Below are 16,248 nucleotides of genomic sequence, written 5' to 3'. Positions count from 1 at the left end.
GCGGCCTGGGTGCATCACCACGCCATACCGCGCGATCAGCTCCGCATCCATTGCGTCGGTTTTCCCCCGGCGCAGGACGGAACGGGCAAAATACTTGATCTGCGCGGGATTCACCACACTGACGACACAGCATAAAGATTGAAAATAGTGTGCACAACGTTCCCAGTAGACATTGGTGGCCTCCATCACCACGTGAAGCTCTGCAAGTTCAGTCCACTTGCGAACCCAGTCGCTCACCTGTTGAAGGCCCGCGGGTGTGTTGGCCACAGGGCCGCGCTGACCGAGCGAACGTCCTGTGGCGTCCTGCAGCTGAACAAATAATTCTCGTTTTCCAACATCAATGCCAAGCACCAACATGCTGTACCTCCTGAGGTGGGCCAAGCGTGTCAGGCACAGTCTTTCTCGGCACTGTTCTTGTGGTGCAGGCTCTTCGGCCTCAGATAGGGTTCAGCGTTGCAGAGAAAGAGCCCAGGTCGGCCAGATCTAAAATGCGGCCTTGGAAGGCTGGAAAAAATCACTGGCTTATTGACCTGGGAGAGACCTGACCATCCAGAGTGTGACGGATCTGGCCCAACACACAAAAAAATCGTTGGCGACGTACCGCTCGAAACACGGCACCAAATGATTATGGATGCGCGCAGCGCGCATCCCACGGTGTCGGTACGTCGCTTGTGTGAGCTGCATGCGGTCAGCCGGTCGTGGTATCTGGGTCAGCAGACTCGGACACCGGTAGACCCGGATCTTGGGCTGGCCAAAGAGATTGAGGCCATCGCGCTGAAGTGGAGTGGCTACGGGTACCGTCGCGTCACCCATGAACTGGCCCGTCGGGGACACCCAACCAATCACAAACGCGTGCTCCGGGTGATGAGAGCTGGGGGGTTGTTATGCCGTCCCAAACGGCGATTTCAGGCCACGACGGACTCAACGCACAGCGAACGTCGTTTTCCGAATCTGTTGCCCACGGTGGTGCCGACTCAACCCAACCAAGTCTGGCAAGTCGATCTCACCTACGTCCGGGTCAAGAGTGGTTTTGTCTACCTCGCCTGCGTCTTGGACAGTTTCACCCGAGAAATCGTGGGCTGGGCCATGTCCAGATGCATAGACGCAGCGCTGGCGTTGACAGCGCTGGGCAACGCGCTGCGAGCGCGTCGCCCAGCTCCAGGCTTACTGCACCATTCTGACCAGGGGTCTCAATACGCCAGTCGCGTCTACGTGGATCGGCTTCGGGAGGCCGGGTTGATTCCCAGTATGTCCAGAAAGGGCACTCCCTACGACAACGCCCGGATGGAAAGCTTTTACAAGACCCTGAAAACGGAGGAAGTTGATCTCCAGGACTATCTTGACTTCGACGACGCACAGCGCCACATCAACCATTTCATCGGGCAGCTGTATAACGAGGAACGTCTGCATTCCAGTTTGGGCTATGTCCCACCGACCGAGTTCGCTACCCGGTATCATTCCGCCTAGAAGTGACTTGCCTGCTGGCCCGGTACTTTGGGTTCATTCCACTGTACGACGCGGTGTATGGACAGCTCGGGTACGGGAAGCGGTGGCCGCGTGGGTGAGCGTGTGGGGTGAGACGTTCCCCCGCCCTGATCTGGGCGAGCAGTTCCGGCACATGGCCGAAGTGTCCGACGAAGAAGAGGAGGCCGCACAGCTTGAGGCGCACACACTCACCCGGCAGACTCAGGCCGCCCCCCTGACGCATGCTCAGCGCCCTGCTAAGCATCGAAGAGACGTTCGCCGCTCCACTACTCGCCCAGCTTGCCCGCCTAGAGGCGACTGAGGCAGGCTACCGCGCCGGCCTAAAAGAATGCGCCTAAGCCCATGAACTAAACCAAACGTCAACCGCCCAGCCCGCTTCCAGTTGGGGCGGGCGTTTCGTTTGCCGATCCGTTGCCGGAAGTTGTAACAGAGTGTTACAAGATTGCCCGCTGGAGGTCGTGATGTTTTGCCACATCCTGAGAGGTTGTCGGTATTCTTAAAAATTTAGCCGGACTGGGGGCATGGTGAATGTTCCTAACAGAGGGCAGGCGTCAAAGCCATAAGCAATTCGTAACCGTTGCAATCTATGTCATTGCGGCACACTTTGAGGAAACTTGAGGAGCAATCTGCAGATACGTCATATCTGCTTGCACATCTGAGATTGCTGTGAGAACCTCTACACAGGTCACTCACAGCAGATTCAAGACCGCTCTCAAAGAGCGGATCTGATTGTCTGTTGTATTGCCTAAATCTCTTGCTTCAGAGGAGTTCATTATGAAACCGAAGATCAAAGCTGTGCTGTTCCCCCTGACTGCTGCTCTCACCATCGCTGGTGGAAGCATGAGCGCCAACCTGACGGCTGAGAAAGCACCGACCCAAGACGGCAGCAGGGGCAGTTGGATTAGCTCGACTGCGCCCGACAAAGCACCGACCCAAGACGGTAGTCGCGGCGCTTGGGCAGGCTGAGCTTTTAATCGATCAAATCTGTTTCCAGAGAGCGGATCTGATTATCTGTTGTATTGCCTAAATCTCTTGCTTCAGAGGAGTTCATTATGAAACCGAAGATCAAAGCTGTGCTGTTCCTCCTGACTGCTGCTCTCACCATCGCTGGTGGAAGCATGAGCGCCAACCTGACGGCCAATACTGCGCCCGACAAAGCACCGACCCAAGACGGTAGCCGGGGCACTTGGGCAAGCTGAGCTTTTAACCTACTCAATTGAGGGTGCGCTTCTGCTGTTGTGGAGGCGCACCCTTTTCATATGCCCAGCGCCCCGGCTTGAGTGACGCTCGGTAACGCTTGCCCGTGTGGATTTATCATGGGGCCGCCTTCGCACTCAGTGTGGATGAGTCATGGGGGCGTTTCGATCAGCCACACCCTTGCAGCGGGCCTCCGATGCACGTGGGCCACGTCTTCAGGACTCAAGGGAGCGCACCGCTGGAGTACCCCGCGTACTGCCCGGAGCGGGTCGGACGGCTCAGGGGTGGGCGGTGAAGGGCTGGGCGTCCACAAGTTCAGCGATACCCCCGCATGATGGGCCAACTCTTCGTGGGCATGTTCTGGGCGGTAGCCGATGGCCTCCAGAAAGGTCAGGGCGTCCCCGCTCGCCCCGTCCCCACCGTGCCGCTTCCATCTCCAACAGCGTCAGCAGGGCTTCCATGAGCTTCATTCCGCCGCCCGCGTTGCCGGGGCGCTGGGCGTCTTGCTGGGCAAGGTGGAACAGGTGCGCTAGTTTGTGGGAAGTGCTCACCGGGGACGCGGTGGGCCGCTTCATTTTGCGCCGTCGTTCAGAAAGTCTTCGATGGCGGTCAGCGGAATGAGAATCCTGCGGCCTACGCAGATGCTGCGAAGCTCTCCGGAGCGGATCAGGTCATAGACGCTTTGCAGGGGCATACACCCGGCGCAGCCAGCTGTTTACATCCTGTTGCAGCCACTAAAGAAAGGATGAACTGAACAAGATGCTCGTTATCCGGCTCGCCTGCTGACGAAATTAGGTGAGAATAGGGATCATGCCATGGGAGGAAACGCTGCAGGAGCTGACCCGGTGCCTGCCGGAGCGTGTTCGGCTGTCCTCTTCCCGCGACGCTCCGGCTGTCGAGGTGCGCTACAGCGATTACCCTTTCAATGACGGCTGGATCACGGTGGGCCTGATTACGGACACCTTCCACCCCCTGACCTCCAGTGGGCTGCTGTTTTTTGAAGCGGCGCTGAGGGAAGCCTGCGAGGAACGCGGCTGGCCTTGGCAGGTCGGTGGCCGACGGCTGCAACTGGCCCACGCCCGCGTGACCTGTGCAGCCCCGCCACGCCCCGTGACGTATGGAGCAGACGCGGCTACACCCGTCGAAGCCTTGGCGCTGGCCTTGCTTCAGGCAGTTGTCACCAGTGGGGCCGACATAGACCGAACAGAGTGAGGCGTTGGGAGAATGGTGGCGTTAAAAGACTTCCGGCGTTTGCATGCAAGCAAGACGGCCTGCTGATCAGTCCAGCCGTATTCATTGCGTCGCCAAGAGTGAATATGGAACAATGGACTATGGCGCGATTCCAAGATGTTGTGAACGCACGCATGGATCAACAGGTCGATCAAGTCGGCACTCAGGACGAACTCCGGTCTTTTCTTCAGTCTATGACCAGTGGCATAGAGGCCGAAGTTGAACAACTGCGGGGCAGTGCGACTGTTATCCAGCAGCCGATCTGGCAAGATGGCCGCCTTCTCAGCAGTCTTCAACTCCAGTTCGAGGGCAGCACCCGCCTGCCCGCCGAGACGGTGTATCTGAGCTTAGGCAAAAACGCCGACACGTCTTACACCCTGTTCGTGAACCGCTCGGCAGACAACGTTCATACAGCGCAAGAAGGCATAGAAGCCTTTTTTGAGGCGCTGATTCCCAAGCCGAACTGAGCCAGACGGCCCTGCTCCAGCAGCTCCTCTGGTGGCCCTACACTGGCCGCATGAACAAAAGAGTGTTGATCCGCTTCGTTCCGCCTGCTCCGATTAAAATTGCGGTCAGCAAGGGCGTGAGCCGCACGCGCGACTGGAACACGGAAAAACTGGTGGGCTTTTTGCAAGAAGGGCTGGAAATTTGGGCTGCCGACGCCTATCCCGAACTGGAACTGAACGTGGTCGACTCGCGGCAGGCCGAGATCCGCTTTGAGGGATGGAAGCCCGACAAAGAGCTGGCCGCCGAGATGCGGGAAGCCATCGGGCAGCAGATGGGAGTGGTGCTGGAAGGCATCGAACCCGACGAGTACCTGAGCGAGTAAGGCATCAGCGCGGGTCAGGCACTGGCGGGGTGCGGCGGAAACTGTGCCATGCTGAGGTTCCATGTCACATATGCAATTGGTGCAGGAACACGTCGGTTCGGGCCTCACGTTGCGGGTTCATGCCCTGACGCGCGTGACCCGGTTTTCGCGCACGCCGGACGGCGAACTCGGTGAAACGCGCGAAATGGATGGGCGCTTTACCGTAGAAGCCGAGCTGAACGGTTCGGGCGTGTTGCTGGAACCCGGAGCCTTTCAGTATTCGGTGGGACAAATCGAGGCCAACGTGCAGCAACAGCAGCAGGGCGGCTTCCTGCGCCGCGCGATGGCCACCGCTGGGTCGGGCGAGAGTGCCTTTGCCACGCGCTTTACCGGGCAGGGCAAGGTCTGGACGGAACCCAGCCGCAAGCATTTCGTCATTGCCGAGATGTCGGGTGATCCCAGCGACGCCATGCTGCTCGATGACCGCGCTTTTTATCTGGCGCAGGACACCATGCAGCTCGGCACGCACACGCATTCCAGCATTTCCGGCATCCTGTCGGGCAACGGACTGCGCCAGCCCAAACTGTCGGGCCGGGGCGTGTTTGCCGTAGAAAGTCCTGTGCCCGTCAGTGAAATTGAGGTGATCGAACTGGAAGGCCGCCAAACGCTGACCGTAGACGGCGATTTGGCCTTGATGTACAGCGCCTCGCTGAACGTAGAACTGCGCCCGTTGGTGCGCGGGATGAGGAACGCTATGCGAACCGGAGAAGGCTTCGTGTACGTGTTTTCGGGCAAGGGGACGGTCTACCTCACGCCCACGCACCGCACGATTTCGGGCGCGTCGTTGTAGGCGGGGAGGCCGTTGGCCGAGTCTTGATCTCCACTTGAGACGACCTTAAACGCTTTGCCACACTGCAAAAATCGTTACAAAGCTAGGGCGTTGGCAGCAGCAGCATAGCGGCGGTGCGCCCTGTTCCATATGACGCCGTGAGCCTCTGGCGGAACCGCGCACCCTAACCTCACACTTTTTCAGCCTCCTCCTCATGGGTGAGGCTGTTTTGCTGCCCTACAGCAGCACTTCTACTGTCACCACGTCGCGCCAGAGGCCGTCAAGCTGGGCATGGCGCTGATGAATGCCCACCTCGCGGAAGCCGCAATGGACGTGCAGGCGGCGACTGGGGGTGTTTTCGGTCAGGATTCGGCTGGTGAGCTTGTGCAGGCCCGCAGCTTTGGCCGCTTCCATCAGCGCCCGGAGTGCCGCCGCCCCGTGCCCCTGACCGCGTGCTGCCCGCGCCACATACACCCCGTGATCTCCGATGCCCGCATAGACCTCACGGGCGCTGTAGGGGGCGCTCCACGCGAACGCCAGCACCTCGCCCGCCTCCACGATCACCACCGCCGGATGCTGGGCCGCCTGCGGGCTGCTGAGGCGTTCCCGAAGATCGTCGGCTGTGCGTTCACGGGTTTCGAAGGTGGCGATCCGGTCTGCTATGCCTTCGTTATAAATCCGGGCAATGGCGGGGGCGTCGGCAAGGGTGGCGGCACGGGCAGGCATGGGCTCAGTGTGAATCATCGGCATCCACGAAATGGCGACCAAAAAAAACAGGGAAACCCGGCCTGAAGCGGAGTTTCCCTGTGCGGTGTCGTGTGGTATCTGAGCGAAGAAAAAAAGCATTGCCGGTGAGCAACGGCACCCGCGAATCATCCCTTATGGCTGCTGCCTTCCGGCCCTGACCAGGTTCAGGCGTTCACGCTGCGCTGCGCCAGCAATGCGTCCGGGAGTGTAGCACAGGCGTGGGGAACCGCAAGAGGGCCAGAGAAAGCAGCAACACACAGACCCAAAATGAACGCCGCCGAAATCCCGTGAAGGACTTCGGCAGTGCGTTGGTGCTGGAGATGGGACTTGAACCCACACGCCTCGCGGCGCTAGCACCTCAAGCTAGTGCGTCTACCAATTCCGCCACCCCAGCAGGTGATGAAGCGGTAGCAATGATAGGGGCGGTAGGCAGCCATGTCAAGTTTGGCCGCATTTTTGGGGCTGTGCGGAGGCTGTGCAGCGTGCCCCCGCCTGTGCTACCCTAACGTTTGCCGCCGCGAGCGGTGGGGCCGCTGAAGCCAGGTCAACACCTGTTTCAGTCTTTACTCCAACTGCTGCGTGCGGGACTCCATAACACGAGAGGTTCACTATGATCGACAAGAAACAGACCATTCAGGACAACGCCAAGAGCGACAAAGACACCGGCAGCACCACCGTGCAGATCGCCCTGCTCAGCGCCCGCATCAGCAACCTGAGCGCCCACCTGACCGCCAACAAGAAAGACAAGCACGGTCAGCGCGGCCTGCAACTCATGAACGGCCAGCGCCGCCGCCTGCTGAAGTACCTTGAGCGTACCAACTACGACGAGTACATCACCCTGACGGACAAACTCGGCATTCGCCGGGGCCAGCGCATCGTTCGCTGATCTCCGTTTCACCAAGCGCCGCCTCCCTGTGAGGCGGCGCTTTTTTGGTTCTCTGCTGCTATTCGTCGTCTGGATCGGTTTCTATCTCAATAGCCCCCGATTTCACGGCCTGCTCCAGTACCGCGTGATCGCGTTCGGCCTGATCCGCGTAGAGGGTGGCGAAGCGGGCAATGGCTCCGTCGAACTTCTCTTTTTTGCCCAGATAGGTGCCGATGGTGGCGGCGTCTCCGGTACGGGCGTGGGCGCGGGCCAGTGCCCAACCGCACAGTTCCGCGATTTCTTCCAGAGAACGCGGCGTCACCTCTTCCAGATCGAAGCGGCCCTTCATGTCGCGCAGTTGGCGCACATAAAAACAGTGTTCGCCGCGTGTGGCCCACCCCAGAAAGGGATCGCTGGCGGCCTGCATGAGCTGTTGCCCCCGCACGATCCGGTGCGCCGAGTTGCGGGCCACCGTTTTGCCCGCAAAGGGTTCCAGTACGCTGGGCCGCGCTTCCTTCACCTGCAAAAAAATCACGTCGTCGCCGTCGGCGGCCAGCAGGAGCACCAGCACCCGCCGCCCGCAACTGCCCACGCCCGTCACTTTCAACGCCCAGTCCGTCAGGTGGTAGCGAGAGAGGAGGGCGCGGCGGTCTGCGGGCACGCTGTCGAAATAGCCGCTCCGCACTTCATCCAGCCAAGAGGCGGCTTCGGGGTCGTCGGTGTGGGTCAGCAGCGGCGGATCATCGCGCAGCATCCACTGTTTGCCTTCCTTGTGGGCCAGTTTGCTCAGCGTGTGCAGTTGCGTGCGCCCCTGCGCCTTGCGGAACATTTCTTGGCCCTGTTCGCGGGCGTCGGCGGCCATGTCCTCTAGGGCTTCGGTGGCGTCTATGCGGTCATACCACACGTCCAGATGGGTCATGCAGGCATAGTCGCGAAGGTGCAGGCGGTAGGCCCGCGCCGCGCTCTGGGCCGCAAAACAGGCGTCGGGTTCGCTGTGCCCGGCCCCCCGCGCCGCCAAGACCACGCTGGCCGCCAACCGCTTGATGTCCCATTCCCACGGCGCACGCAGCGTTTCATCGAAGTCGTTCAGATCGAAGACCAGGTTGCGCTCTCCGGTGGCGAAGGCCCCGAAGTTGGCGCAGTGGGCGTCGCCGCTGGCCTGCACGCGCTCCCCGGTGGTGGGCGTGTGTGCCAAATCTGCCGCCATGATGCCCGCCGTGCCCCGGAAAAACGCGAACGGAGACGCCACCATGCGCCCGTACCGCAGCGGAATCAGGCCCGGAATGCAGCCTTTTGCCCCCGCTTGCAGTACGTCCAGCACATTGACCCGGTCTGCGGCGGGCGTAAACGTGGCGTGGCTTTCACGGGGTACCTCGGCACGGTGGGCGCGTCCCTTCTCACGGCGCTCGGCACGCGACGGCAGGGCGTGGGCAGATAACGGCTGCGCTTGGATGTGGGCCATACCTGTAGCGTGACACATCAGGCGCTCATGTGTGCACTGCCCCGCAGCTCTCCCGCAGTTAGGCCCGCAGTGAGATTAGACCAGCGTCAGCCGCCGCTTACCTGTCGCTGGGCCGGGGGCGCATCCGGTCAGGGGCTTCTCGCCAGTCGCCGCTGGCAATGGCGTCGGCTCCGGGCTGCTCTAGGCGGTCTGAGCGGGCGTACAGATACACCCACGCGGGTAAGGGTTGGCCGCCTTGCACCTCCAGTTCCACACGTTCGCGGGTGTACAGCGGCGGCGTTTCTTCGGTGCCCTCCAGCGCGTCCAAAAAGGGCAGGGCGGCGTGCCAGTCGGCGGGGGCGTAGGTCAGGGCGTGCCCCAACACGAAGGTTTCGGGGCCGCCGGGAATGACGGCGGGGTAGGCTTCCGGCGTCAGGTGCAGCAGTCGGTAACCGCGCAAGGTGGCGGGCTGGGCCTTGAATGTGCCGCCCCGCGCCGCGACTCCCGCGTTGCGTTCACCGGGCATCAGGGTGCCGTACACGAAAACGGTGGTCAGCAGTTCGGGCGTGGGAACAGTCATGGGGCACATGCTAGCGGCGCGGCCCAGCAGGGGCCTAACTCCATCTATCTCTGGCTCATTTTAATCATGAAGATCAACTGTAATTCTATGCGGTCAGGAACGAAAGCAACCCCACACACCGGGGCTCGCTCGCCGTCCAAACTGACTTATGACCTCTCAGAACGCACGCGTCCGTCCTCTAGCTTTGGCCCTCTCTGCCGCGCTGGTTGGCGGCTCTGTGCTGTTCTCCGAGAGTATGGCGCTTCAGGCCGTGCCGAAGTTTGCCCAAGCGACTCCAGCTCAGGCGACTCCGGCTCAGGCCAGCCCCGCGCAAAACGCCACCCCTGCCGAACGCCGGGCCGCCAACACGCCCGCCCCCCTGACCACCACCGAAAAAGCGGCCCTGAACGCCCTGTTCACCAAGAGCCGCGCCGCCACCCTGCGGATAGAGCAGTGCCCGCCCAACAACTGCGCCGATTCGGACGGTGTGGGTACGGCCTTCCTGATCAGTGCCGATGGCTTGGCGCTCACCGCCTACCACGTGGTGTTTCAGGCCAAGAACCTGAGCGCCCAGACGTTAGACAAAAAGCGCTACGGCGTAGAAGTGATCGGGTACGACGATCAGTTCGATCTGGCCCTGTTGCGCGTGAATGTGCCCAAGGGCACGCCCTTTTTGCCGCTGGCCGCCGCTCGTCCGGCGGTAGGAGATTCGGTGCTGGCCATCGGCAACGGCGGGGGAGCGTTCCTGACCGCCAAAACGGGCCGCCTGACGGCGCTGGACGCCGCGGCAGGCCGCGCAGACTTTCCGGCGGGCACGCTGGAACTGAACGCCCAACTGATTCCCGGCGACAGCGGCGGCCCCATTCTGAACGCCAAGGGAGAGGCGACGGGTGTGGTCAGCTATATCAGCGTGCAGGGACAGGGCGGCCTGCGCCGGATTCAGTCTTACGCCGTGCCCGTGACCACCACCGACGCCCGCGTGGCGGCCCTGAAGCGCGGCGAGAAGCGTGACGCCCCGATCATCGGTATCGGTATCGGCGGCACGCTGGCGGCCCTGACCGATCTCAGCGAGAGCGACTTTGCCGAGGCCAACCGCGTGCTGGAACTGGATTTGGGCAACACGCCCGGCGCGTTCTTTACCAGCGTCTCGGCGGGCAGTCCGGCAGCCAAAGCGGGGCTGCAACCTCTCCAGTACAACGATGAAGGCAAGCGTGTACGCGGCGACATCGTGACCGCCGTGAACGGCAAACGCATCGTCAATTTCTTGGAATTTCAGTTCGCAGTGCGCTCGTATGCCCCCGGCGATACGGTCACGCTGAGCGTGCTGCGGGCGGGCAAACCCATTGAAGTGAAGCTGGTACTGACAGGCCGCAGCACGGTGGCCGCGAACTGATCGGCACACGACTCGGCAGGCAAGAGGGGTCAGCGCAACTGGCCCCTTCTTGACGCCCGGTATTCTGCTAGGTACAGAACTATTAACCTATAATTAAGCTTGACAATTCTGTGCAGAGCAGAATACTGTGACGTATGGACTCCGCACTCAAGAAAGCAGGCGCGATGCTGGCCCACCTCGACCTCTTTCACCACATGCTGCACCTGCGCGGGCTGCTGCAACTGGCCGCACACATGGAAGAGCGGGGAGACCGCGTGACCCTCATCAGCCCCGACACCATCACGCTGATCGGCAGTGAGCAGAGCGCCGCGCCGAACGTGACGACCACCAAGGGCGCGACCATCGCTTCGGCCAACGCCTACGCCGTGCTGCGTACCCTGAAAGGCCACGACGCCCCCGAATACGCCGTGACCCGCGAGGAATTGGGCGCACTGAACGCCCGCGCGGTGGCCGACATAGAGGCCGGAGACGCGCTGCGAGCCTTCACGGACACGCTGACCCGGATCACGGCTGGTACGGCGGCTGCGGCCCCGGTTGCCTCTGCGCCAACTAACGAAACGGCCCCCGCTCCCACGCAGAACGCCGAACGCGCTGCCCGCCCCCGCCGCACCGCCGAAGCAGACGCAGGCAACAGCGATCAGCCTGCCGCCTAAGCCACTTTCAAGCATCGAAACAAATGAGCCGTCCTGTATGGGGCGGCTTTCTTGGGTTGTGGGTGTGGAGGAGTTGTCAGGCTACGGAAGCGGCTGCTCTAGCTGTCATGACTCTCCCCGCGTTCCCGCCAATACGACGACGTTTCCGTGGCGGGCAACAGGCGCAAGCTCTCCCCGTCCGCCCGGTCTGCCAACGCTTGGGCTTCCTGTGCGGCGCGTTTTTGGCCCAGCCAGCCCTTCCAGTAGGCTTGCAAGGTCTGTGTTACCAAGTCCAGCGGCACGGTGTCCGAGCCATCTAGCGGCTGATACAGCAAATCCAAGTCGGTGAGTGGGCCACCGTTCGGGCCGCCTACAGGTTGCCAATACGGAATGTCTACGGTACGCAGGCCCCAAGCGTGCAGCGCGGCGCGGCGGGCAACGGCGCTGCTGCCAGCTTTTGCCTCGGCCTCCCGGTCTTCTGCATCCTGCCGCCCCGCATATACGCTGTCGGCAAAGATGCCCGCCAAGCCTGCCGCCCGCACTTCTTCCAGCTTGGCGGCGTGCAGCGCCCAGCCCACGCCCCGGCCTTGTGCCTGCCGTGCCACACCCGTAAACGACGTGAACCCAGCCCCCGCCATCAGATGAAACACTGTGCCGCCCAGCACTTGCCCGTGCTCATCCTCGGCCACCAGCACGCGGTTTCGCTCTGCTGTCACCAGTCGCGGAAACATCTGCGGCGGCATCAGCGTGTCGGGATCGTAGTAACTCTCGTCCTGCACGCGCCCAAAGGCAGGCAGGGCCGGGTCTGCCGGGTCAAGCACGCGGCGCACGGTCACGGGGAGGGGAGAGGACATAGGGGCAGGATAGCCGGGGCTTATACGGACTTGCTCTGATTCCCGAACATCCGCAACCCCACCGGATGTTCGTCCATCGCCGCCAGCCCGTACTTTTTGCCACTCGCTCTGCTCGGATGATTTTCGCAAATCATCGCAATTTGGTATTAGTTTCGCGTGCCGACCAAGCGCAGGGTGCGGTCTAGGCGCAGGTAGTTTCTAAGGGTGCCCCGAAAATAGACGAGACAGATCAGGGGATACACGATGGTCATAGGCATATCCGGTGTACCTTGACCGATCCACCACTCCATCATCCAACTCAACCATTGCGCGACATAGATGGCAGACACTGTCCAAGTCGAGCGCAGCAATTGACGTTTGGCAAGGGGCAGGCGGGATGTCCATCCCCAAATGACTCCTGAAAAAAGCAGCACCATCAATGGGCCTAGCAACTGGCCCATATTTTCTCCTTCTGAGTGCCACACTCTCCAGCCGCCCAGTAGGGTCATTCCTGCGAGGAAGATATGGACAAAGAGCGTCCAATTCCGTTGTGGCTGCTGCCATTTGCTCCAGAGTTCGGCGCTCCCATACAGCTTGCTCAACTGGGCATTGACCTCCGCCGGATCGCCCAACACGCCCCGCACGTCGTCTGGAGTGTCGGAATCCAGTAGGTGGGCGCGGTATTCGGTTTCTAAGCGCAGTTGTACCGGCTGCGGCAAGTCGGACAGGGCCAAGTACAGCCAACTGTTCAGGGTCATCTTGGAAGTCATGATTGTGCCTCCTGCTGCGGTAAGCCCAGCACGGCCTGAACGGCCCGGATTTGTGCTTGCCAGTCGGTGCGCGTGCGGGCCAGTGCCCCCAGCCCCGCTTCGGTCAGACGGTACTCGCGGCGCAGGCGTCCGCCCACCTCGCGCTCCTCGCTCACAATCAGCCCCTCACCTTCCAGCGCGTGCAGGGCCGGATACAGCGTGCCTTCGCGGGCCGTCAAGAGTCCCTCACTGCGGGCGTGAATGGCCTGCGCGATGGCGTAGCCGTGTTCGGGCTGACGCTCCAGCACCGCCAGAATCAGCAGGCGCAACCGCTCGCGGGTGTTCATGTGGTCAGTATGCCTCTAAAGTGGATGTATCGGAAGCCGAGGCATTCGAACTTGCCCCCTGAATCCTGCGATACTGCGTGCATGACAGCCTCGCCGCACCCAGATCAGTTGGCAGACCAATTGGCAGATCAGTACCCCATCGGGCCGATTCCTACCCTGCCGGGCCATGACCGGGCCACGCTGGAGGCAGTGGCGGCACGGATGCTGGGGGCGGCTCAGGCATGGCGCACGTTGCTGTCTGGCCTGACCGAAGCCGACTTGGGCCAACGCTACCGCCCCGGCAGTTGGACGGTGCACCAACTGGCCCACCACGCCGCCGACGCCCATCTGCACGGGCTGGTGCGCCTCAGCTACGGGTTGGCCGAGCAGCCCTACACCATCCAGCCCATGAATGAGCAGGCTTGGCTGGCCCTGCCCACGACTGCCGCGCCCGTGCAGGACGCCCTGACGCTGCTAGACGGCCTGAATCTGCGCTGGACTGCCTTGCTGCTGGGCACCGATCCGGGCGCTTTGGATGTGCAGATTATTCACCCGCAAGAAGGGCAGCAAACCCTCTGGCGCTTGATTGCCAAGCACGACTGGCACCTTCGCCATCACCTTGCACACGCCCAACTGGCGCTGGGGTTGGAGGTGGCCCGATGAAACGCACCCCGTGGATGGGCGTGGCCCTGATGGTGGTGGCGGGGCTGGCCCTGTCGGTGTTGTTGGCAGCCACACGAAACACGCCGCTGCTGTATGCGGGCCTCAATATCCTGATCTACGGCGGCTTGGGCTACTGGGCCTACACCCAATGGCGGCGGGTGCGCCACGCCCGCACCGGGCAAATGGGGCAGGCCCGCTGGCTGTATATGGGCCTGATGGGATTTAGTGCGCTGGTGATCGTGGTGCGCTTGCTGGAAGCCTTTTCGGGGGCAGGGGCAACCACCGGGGCAGGCGTTTGAGCGGAGGCATCTTGGAATCAGAACCTTTGCTGGGGCCGCTGCTGGTGCAAGATTCCCGCCTGCCCGCCGTGTGGGAGTGGGTGCAGGACAGCATGACCTTCGATGCCGCCCACGACACCGCCCACCTCGCACGGGTGGCCCGCTGGACGCTGCGCTGCGCCCCAGCCTTGGCCCCCGGCCTTGCGGTGGCCGCCGCCCTCACGCACGATGTCGTCAACCTGCCCAAAAACCATCCCCAGCGGGCACAGGCCAGCACCTTAGCCGCCGATGCGGTGCGGGCCGAACTGCCCAGCCTCGGTTTTGATAGGGCGGAAGCCGAAGCGGTGGCCGCCGCCGTGCGCGATCATTCCTATTCTCGCGGGGCCACACCGGAGACGCTGCTGGGGGCCGCCCTGCAAGACGCAGACCGCCTAGACGCGCTGGGCGCACTGGGCATTTTGCGGGCCGCAGCGGCAGGCGGCAGCATGGGCCGCGCTCTCCTGCACGCCACCGATCCCTTTTGCACCGCCCGCACGCCAGACGACGCCGCCTACACCGTAGATCACTTTTTTACCAAGCTGCTCAGGTTGGAAACGACTTTTCAGACCGCTGTGGGCAAGGCAGAAGCGGCGCGGCGCACAGCGGTCATGCGGGCATTCTTGGCGAATTTGGGGGAAGAAGTGGGGGCAGAGTTTTTGGGGTAATCGCTGACGCTCACTCACCCCCTCCCAACCTCCCCCCTCAAGGGGGAGGAGCAAACAGCCCTAGATTCTTGTTTTGCCCTTTGCCCTCGTCCCCTGTGGGAGAGGGGCGCTGCGCCAGCAGCGGGGTGGTGAGCAAAGAGGGTTGCCCTCCTTAGACCCTAGACCTTTAGACCCTTAGACCAAGCCCCTTCCAGCCCAGCCCCCTCATCCCTCCAAATGCGCGGCGTCGTTGTAGCCCACCAGCGTCCAGCGCCCGCCTTTGCGACTTAGACGGGTCAGGCCCGTGTGCGCCAACTGGTACGGAAAAGGCAGTACGTAGCCCGGTTGGGGCAGGGCGGGCCACCCGAACAAGCCGCACAGCAGAGCGCGAATGGCGGCCCCGTGCGAAAAGGCGATCACGCGCTCGCCCTCCAAGCCTTCGGCCCAGTCCTGCATGCGGTCAGCCACCACGCGCAGGCTTTCGCCGCCGCCGGGTGCAGGGAGCAGCCAAGGGTCGCGCTGCCAGTCGGCGTAGTCGGAGTCATGGGTCACAGCGCCCGTCGTCACGCCCTCGTATTGCCCAAAGTGCATTTCGCGCAGGCGCACGTCTAGGTGCAGGGGTGCGCCCGGCAAACTCAGCTCGGCGGTGCGGGCGGCGCGGCTCAGGTCGCTGCTGTACACGGTGTCGAAGGTCTGGCGGCTCAGGCGGGCGGCCAGCTTTTCTGCCTGAGACTCGCCCAGCGTGCCCAGCGGCGTATCTGTCCAGCCCTGCCAGCGGCCTATGCCGTTCCAGTCGGTGGCCCCGTGCCGCACCAGCGTCAGATGCAGGGCGTCGCCGGTCATGGGCGCTCCTCGAAGTCGGGATCGTTCTGGGCCAAATCTGCGCCGTCGTGCAAGGCGGGCACAGGGCGCGGCTTGCCCTGTTCGTCCAGCGCCACGAACACGAAATGCCCAGTGGTGGCCAGTTGCACCTCGCCGCTGGCCATCGTTTCGCGGTACACGTCCACCCGGATGGTCATGGACGTGCGGCCCACGCGCACCACGCGGGCGTCCAGCGCCACGGCGTCGCCCACCCGGATCGGCACATGAAAATCCACGCCGTCCATGCGGGCGGTGACCACACTGCCTCTGGAATGGCGCACGGCGGCCACGCTGGCGGCCTTGTCCATCAGAGACAGCACGAATCCGCCGAAGGCCGTGCCGTGGTAGTTGCTGTCTTTGGGAAACACCAGTTCCAGCATGCGGGCGCGGCTGCGCGGGGCGGGGGCAATCGGAGCGGGCTGATCGTTCATCGGGGTGCAGTATCGCGCCTAAAGCATTTGACAGAAGAAGCAGGTGCCATTTTCCTGTTCTTCTGTCCGAACAGAGTGAGTGAATTTGACGGAGCAGTGCAGACTTGAAAAGCTGCGACGCAGAGAATGGAGTGGACAGGGGTGGTGTTCCCCTGCACACGTAATTCGGAGAACTGCTCTACACGGGCCAGAATCACCCTGCCCTGCCCCAGATGAGCCATTTATGAGATTTGGGGGG

23 protein-coding genes, 1 tRNA gene and 1 other RNA gene (1 of these 25 only partly in view) are annotated in these 16,248 nt (G+C 62.5%); 13 read left to right on the top strand and 12 right to left on the bottom strand.

Translation table 11 applies throughout. The features are described 5' to 3' along the window. Positions 1-357, bottom strand: the 5' portion of a protein-coding gene (locus tag SU48_RS12510; RefSeq protein ID WP_064015529.1) for an IS110 family RNA-guided transposase. 672 nt of this gene lie to the left of the window's left edge; only the first 357 of its 1,029 coding nucleotides appear in the window; the start codon lies at positions 355-357; its stop codon lies beyond the left edge, outside the window. Between the two features lie 270 nt (positions 358-627). Here SU48_RS12510 and SU48_RS12505 point away from each other — a divergent pair, with 270 nt between their 5' ends. The 3 genes from SU48_RS12505 to SU48_RS14215 all read left to right on the top strand — a co-directional run bounded on the left by SU48_RS12505 (position 628) and on the right by SU48_RS14215 (position 2,684). After that, positions 628-1,467: an IS3 family transposase gene (locus SU48_RS12505; RefSeq protein WP_197474647.1), complete on the top strand. Its 840-nt coding sequence runs from the start codon at positions 628-630 to the stop codon at positions 1,465-1,467. A 792-nt stretch (positions 1,468-2,259) separates the two neighbouring features. Then, positions 2,260-2,451, top strand: coding sequence for a hypothetical protein (locus SU48_RS14220; protein WP_157451166.1), 192 nt, complete (start codon positions 2,260-2,262; stop codon positions 2,449-2,451). Between the two features lie 86 nt (positions 2,452-2,537). Next, a complete protein-coding gene (locus SU48_RS14215; RefSeq protein WP_157451165.1) occupies positions 2,538-2,684 on the top strand; it encodes a hypothetical protein in 147 nt (48 codons plus the stop codon). Positions 2,685-3,253: 569 nt separating this feature from the next. Here the strand turns inward: SU48_RS14215 and SU48_RS12500 are convergent. Continuing rightward, entirely contained in the window at positions 3,254-3,376 is a 123-nt protein-coding gene (locus tag SU48_RS12500; RefSeq protein ID WP_082869767.1) for a helix-turn-helix domain-containing protein, read from the bottom strand. Between the two features lie 116 nt (positions 3,377-3,492). Between SU48_RS12500 and SU48_RS12495 the strand changes: the two genes are divergently transcribed. From SU48_RS12495 to SU48_RS12480, 4 genes are all read left to right on the top strand, one after another. Next, positions 3,493-3,894, top strand: coding sequence for a hypothetical protein (locus SU48_RS12495; protein ID WP_064015528.1), 402 nt, complete (start codon positions 3,493-3,495; stop codon positions 3,892-3,894). Positions 3,895-3,998: 104 nt separating this feature from the next. Beyond that, a complete protein-coding gene (locus SU48_RS12490) occupies positions 3,999-4,379 on the top strand; it encodes a hypothetical protein (protein ID WP_157451164.1) in 381 nt (126 codons plus the stop codon). A 50-nt stretch (positions 4,380-4,429) separates the two neighbouring features. After that, the gene (locus SU48_RS12485; RefSeq protein WP_064015526.1) at positions 4,430-4,741 is read left to right on the top strand and encodes a hypothetical protein; all 312 of its coding nucleotides are present in this window, start codon (positions 4,430-4,432) and stop codon (positions 4,739-4,741) included. 61 nt (positions 4,742-4,802) lie between these two features. Then, on the top strand, positions 4,803-5,570 hold the full coding sequence (locus tag SU48_RS12480) for an AIM24 family protein (protein ID WP_231881628.1): 768 nt from the start codon (positions 4,803-4,805) through the stop codon (positions 5,568-5,570). Between the two features lie 216 nt (positions 5,571-5,786). On the opposite strand, the gene SU48_RS12475 is transcribed toward SU48_RS12480, so the two are convergent. From SU48_RS12475 to SU48_RS12465, 3 genes are all read right to left on the bottom strand, one after another. Then, complete coding sequence (locus SU48_RS12475; protein WP_064015524.1) at positions 5,787-6,275, bottom strand: arsinothricin resistance N-acetyltransferase ArsN1 family A; 489 nt, start codon at positions 6,273-6,275, stop codon at positions 5,787-5,789. A 116-nt stretch (positions 6,276-6,391) separates the two neighbouring features. Further along, positions 6,392-6,490, bottom strand: an RNA gene (gene ffs, locus SU48_RS12470) — signal recognition particle sRNA small type. Between the two features lie 115 nt (positions 6,491-6,605). After that, a tRNA-Leu gene (locus SU48_RS12465) sits at positions 6,606-6,690 on the bottom strand. Between the two features lie 216 nt (positions 6,691-6,906). Between SU48_RS12465 and rpsO the strand changes: the two genes are divergently transcribed. Continuing rightward, positions 6,907-7,182: a 30S ribosomal protein S15 gene (gene rpsO, locus SU48_RS12460; RefSeq protein ID WP_019010671.1), complete on the top strand. Its 276-nt coding sequence runs from the start codon at positions 6,907-6,909 to the stop codon at positions 7,180-7,182. Between the two features lie 58 nt (positions 7,183-7,240). On the opposite strand, the gene SU48_RS12455 is transcribed toward rpsO, so the two are convergent. Beyond that, complete coding sequence (locus SU48_RS12455; RefSeq protein WP_064015523.1) at positions 7,241-8,623, bottom strand: DUF2252 domain-containing protein; 1,383 nt, start codon at positions 8,621-8,623, stop codon at positions 7,241-7,243. 97 nt (positions 8,624-8,720) lie between these two features. Next, positions 8,721-9,182 carry a gamma-glutamylcyclotransferase family protein gene (locus tag SU48_RS12450; protein ID WP_064015522.1) on the bottom strand — a complete coding sequence of 154 codons (462 nt, stop codon included), beginning with the start codon at positions 9,180-9,182 and terminating at the stop codon, positions 8,721-8,723. Between the two features lie 148 nt (positions 9,183-9,330). Here SU48_RS12450 and SU48_RS12445 point away from each other — a divergent pair, with 148 nt between their 5' ends. Next, the gene (locus SU48_RS12445) at positions 9,331-10,554 is read left to right on the top strand and encodes a S1C family serine protease (RefSeq protein WP_064015521.1); all 1,224 of its coding nucleotides are present in this window, start codon (positions 9,331-9,333) and stop codon (positions 10,552-10,554) included. Positions 10,555-10,688: 134 nt separating this feature from the next. Continuing rightward, positions 10,689-11,207, top strand: coding sequence for a hypothetical protein (locus SU48_RS12440; protein ID WP_064015520.1), 519 nt, complete (start codon positions 10,689-10,691; stop codon positions 11,205-11,207). A 98-nt stretch (positions 11,208-11,305) separates the two neighbouring features. Here SU48_RS12440 and SU48_RS12435 read toward each other — a convergent pair whose 3' ends face one another. The 3 genes from SU48_RS12435 to SU48_RS12425 form a co-directional block, all read right to left on the bottom strand. Continuing rightward, on the bottom strand, positions 11,306-12,040 hold the full coding sequence (locus tag SU48_RS12435; RefSeq protein ID WP_064015519.1) for a GNAT family N-acetyltransferase: 735 nt from the start codon (positions 12,038-12,040) through the stop codon (positions 11,306-11,308). Between the two features lie 146 nt (positions 12,041-12,186). Continuing rightward, positions 12,187-12,789 carry a hypothetical protein gene (locus SU48_RS12430; protein ID WP_064015518.1) on the bottom strand — a complete coding sequence of 201 codons (603 nt, stop codon included), beginning with the start codon at positions 12,787-12,789 and terminating at the stop codon, positions 12,187-12,189. After that, a complete protein-coding gene (locus SU48_RS12425) occupies positions 12,786-13,115 on the bottom strand; it encodes a PadR family transcriptional regulator (RefSeq protein ID WP_064015517.1) in 330 nt (109 codons plus the stop codon). The genes SU48_RS12430 and SU48_RS12425 overlap by 4 nt, the downstream gene beginning before the upstream one ends. An 81-nt stretch (positions 13,116-13,196) precedes the next feature. Between SU48_RS12425 and SU48_RS12420 the strand changes: the two genes are divergently transcribed. Genes SU48_RS12420 through SU48_RS12410 form a run of 3 tightly spaced genes read left to right on the top strand, consistent with a single transcriptional unit; the run spans position 13,197 to position 14,739 of the window. Further along, positions 13,197-13,757 carry a DinB family protein gene (locus SU48_RS12420; RefSeq protein WP_064015516.1) on the top strand — a complete coding sequence of 187 codons (561 nt, stop codon included), beginning with the start codon at positions 13,197-13,199 and terminating at the stop codon, positions 13,755-13,757. Then, complete coding sequence (locus SU48_RS12415) at positions 13,754-14,056, top strand: hypothetical protein (RefSeq protein WP_064015515.1); 303 nt, start codon at positions 13,754-13,756, stop codon at positions 14,054-14,056. Before SU48_RS12420 ends, SU48_RS12415 begins: the two co-directional genes overlap by 4 nt. A gap of 11 nt (positions 14,057-14,067) precedes the next feature. Continuing rightward, complete coding sequence (locus SU48_RS12410) at positions 14,068-14,739, top strand: HD domain-containing protein (protein ID WP_231881627.1); 672 nt, start codon at positions 14,068-14,070, stop codon at positions 14,737-14,739. 204 nt (positions 14,740-14,943) lie between these two features. On the opposite strand, the gene SU48_RS12405 is transcribed toward SU48_RS12410, so the two are convergent. Together SU48_RS12405 and SU48_RS12400 are read right to left on the bottom strand one after the other, a co-directional pair. Beyond that, the gene (locus SU48_RS12405) at positions 14,944-15,561 is read right to left on the bottom strand and encodes a histidine phosphatase family protein (protein ID WP_064015514.1); all 618 of its coding nucleotides are present in this window, start codon (positions 15,559-15,561) and stop codon (positions 14,944-14,946) included. Continuing rightward, the gene (locus SU48_RS12400; RefSeq protein ID WP_064015513.1) at positions 15,558-16,010 is read right to left on the bottom strand and encodes an acyl-CoA thioesterase; all 453 of its coding nucleotides are present in this window, start codon (positions 16,008-16,010) and stop codon (positions 15,558-15,560) included. Before SU48_RS12400 ends, SU48_RS12405 begins: the two co-directional genes overlap by 4 nt. Between the last annotated feature and the right edge of the window lie 238 nt (positions 16,011-16,248).

This window comes from Deinococcus puniceus (genome assembly GCF_001644565.1).
In the GTDB taxonomy this organism is placed as follows: domain Bacteria; phylum Deinococcota; class Deinococci; order Deinococcales; family Deinococcaceae; genus Deinococcus; species Deinococcus puniceus.
Note: the sequence above shows the minus strand (reverse complement) of the source record. Positions and strands in the feature narration are given on the sequence as shown.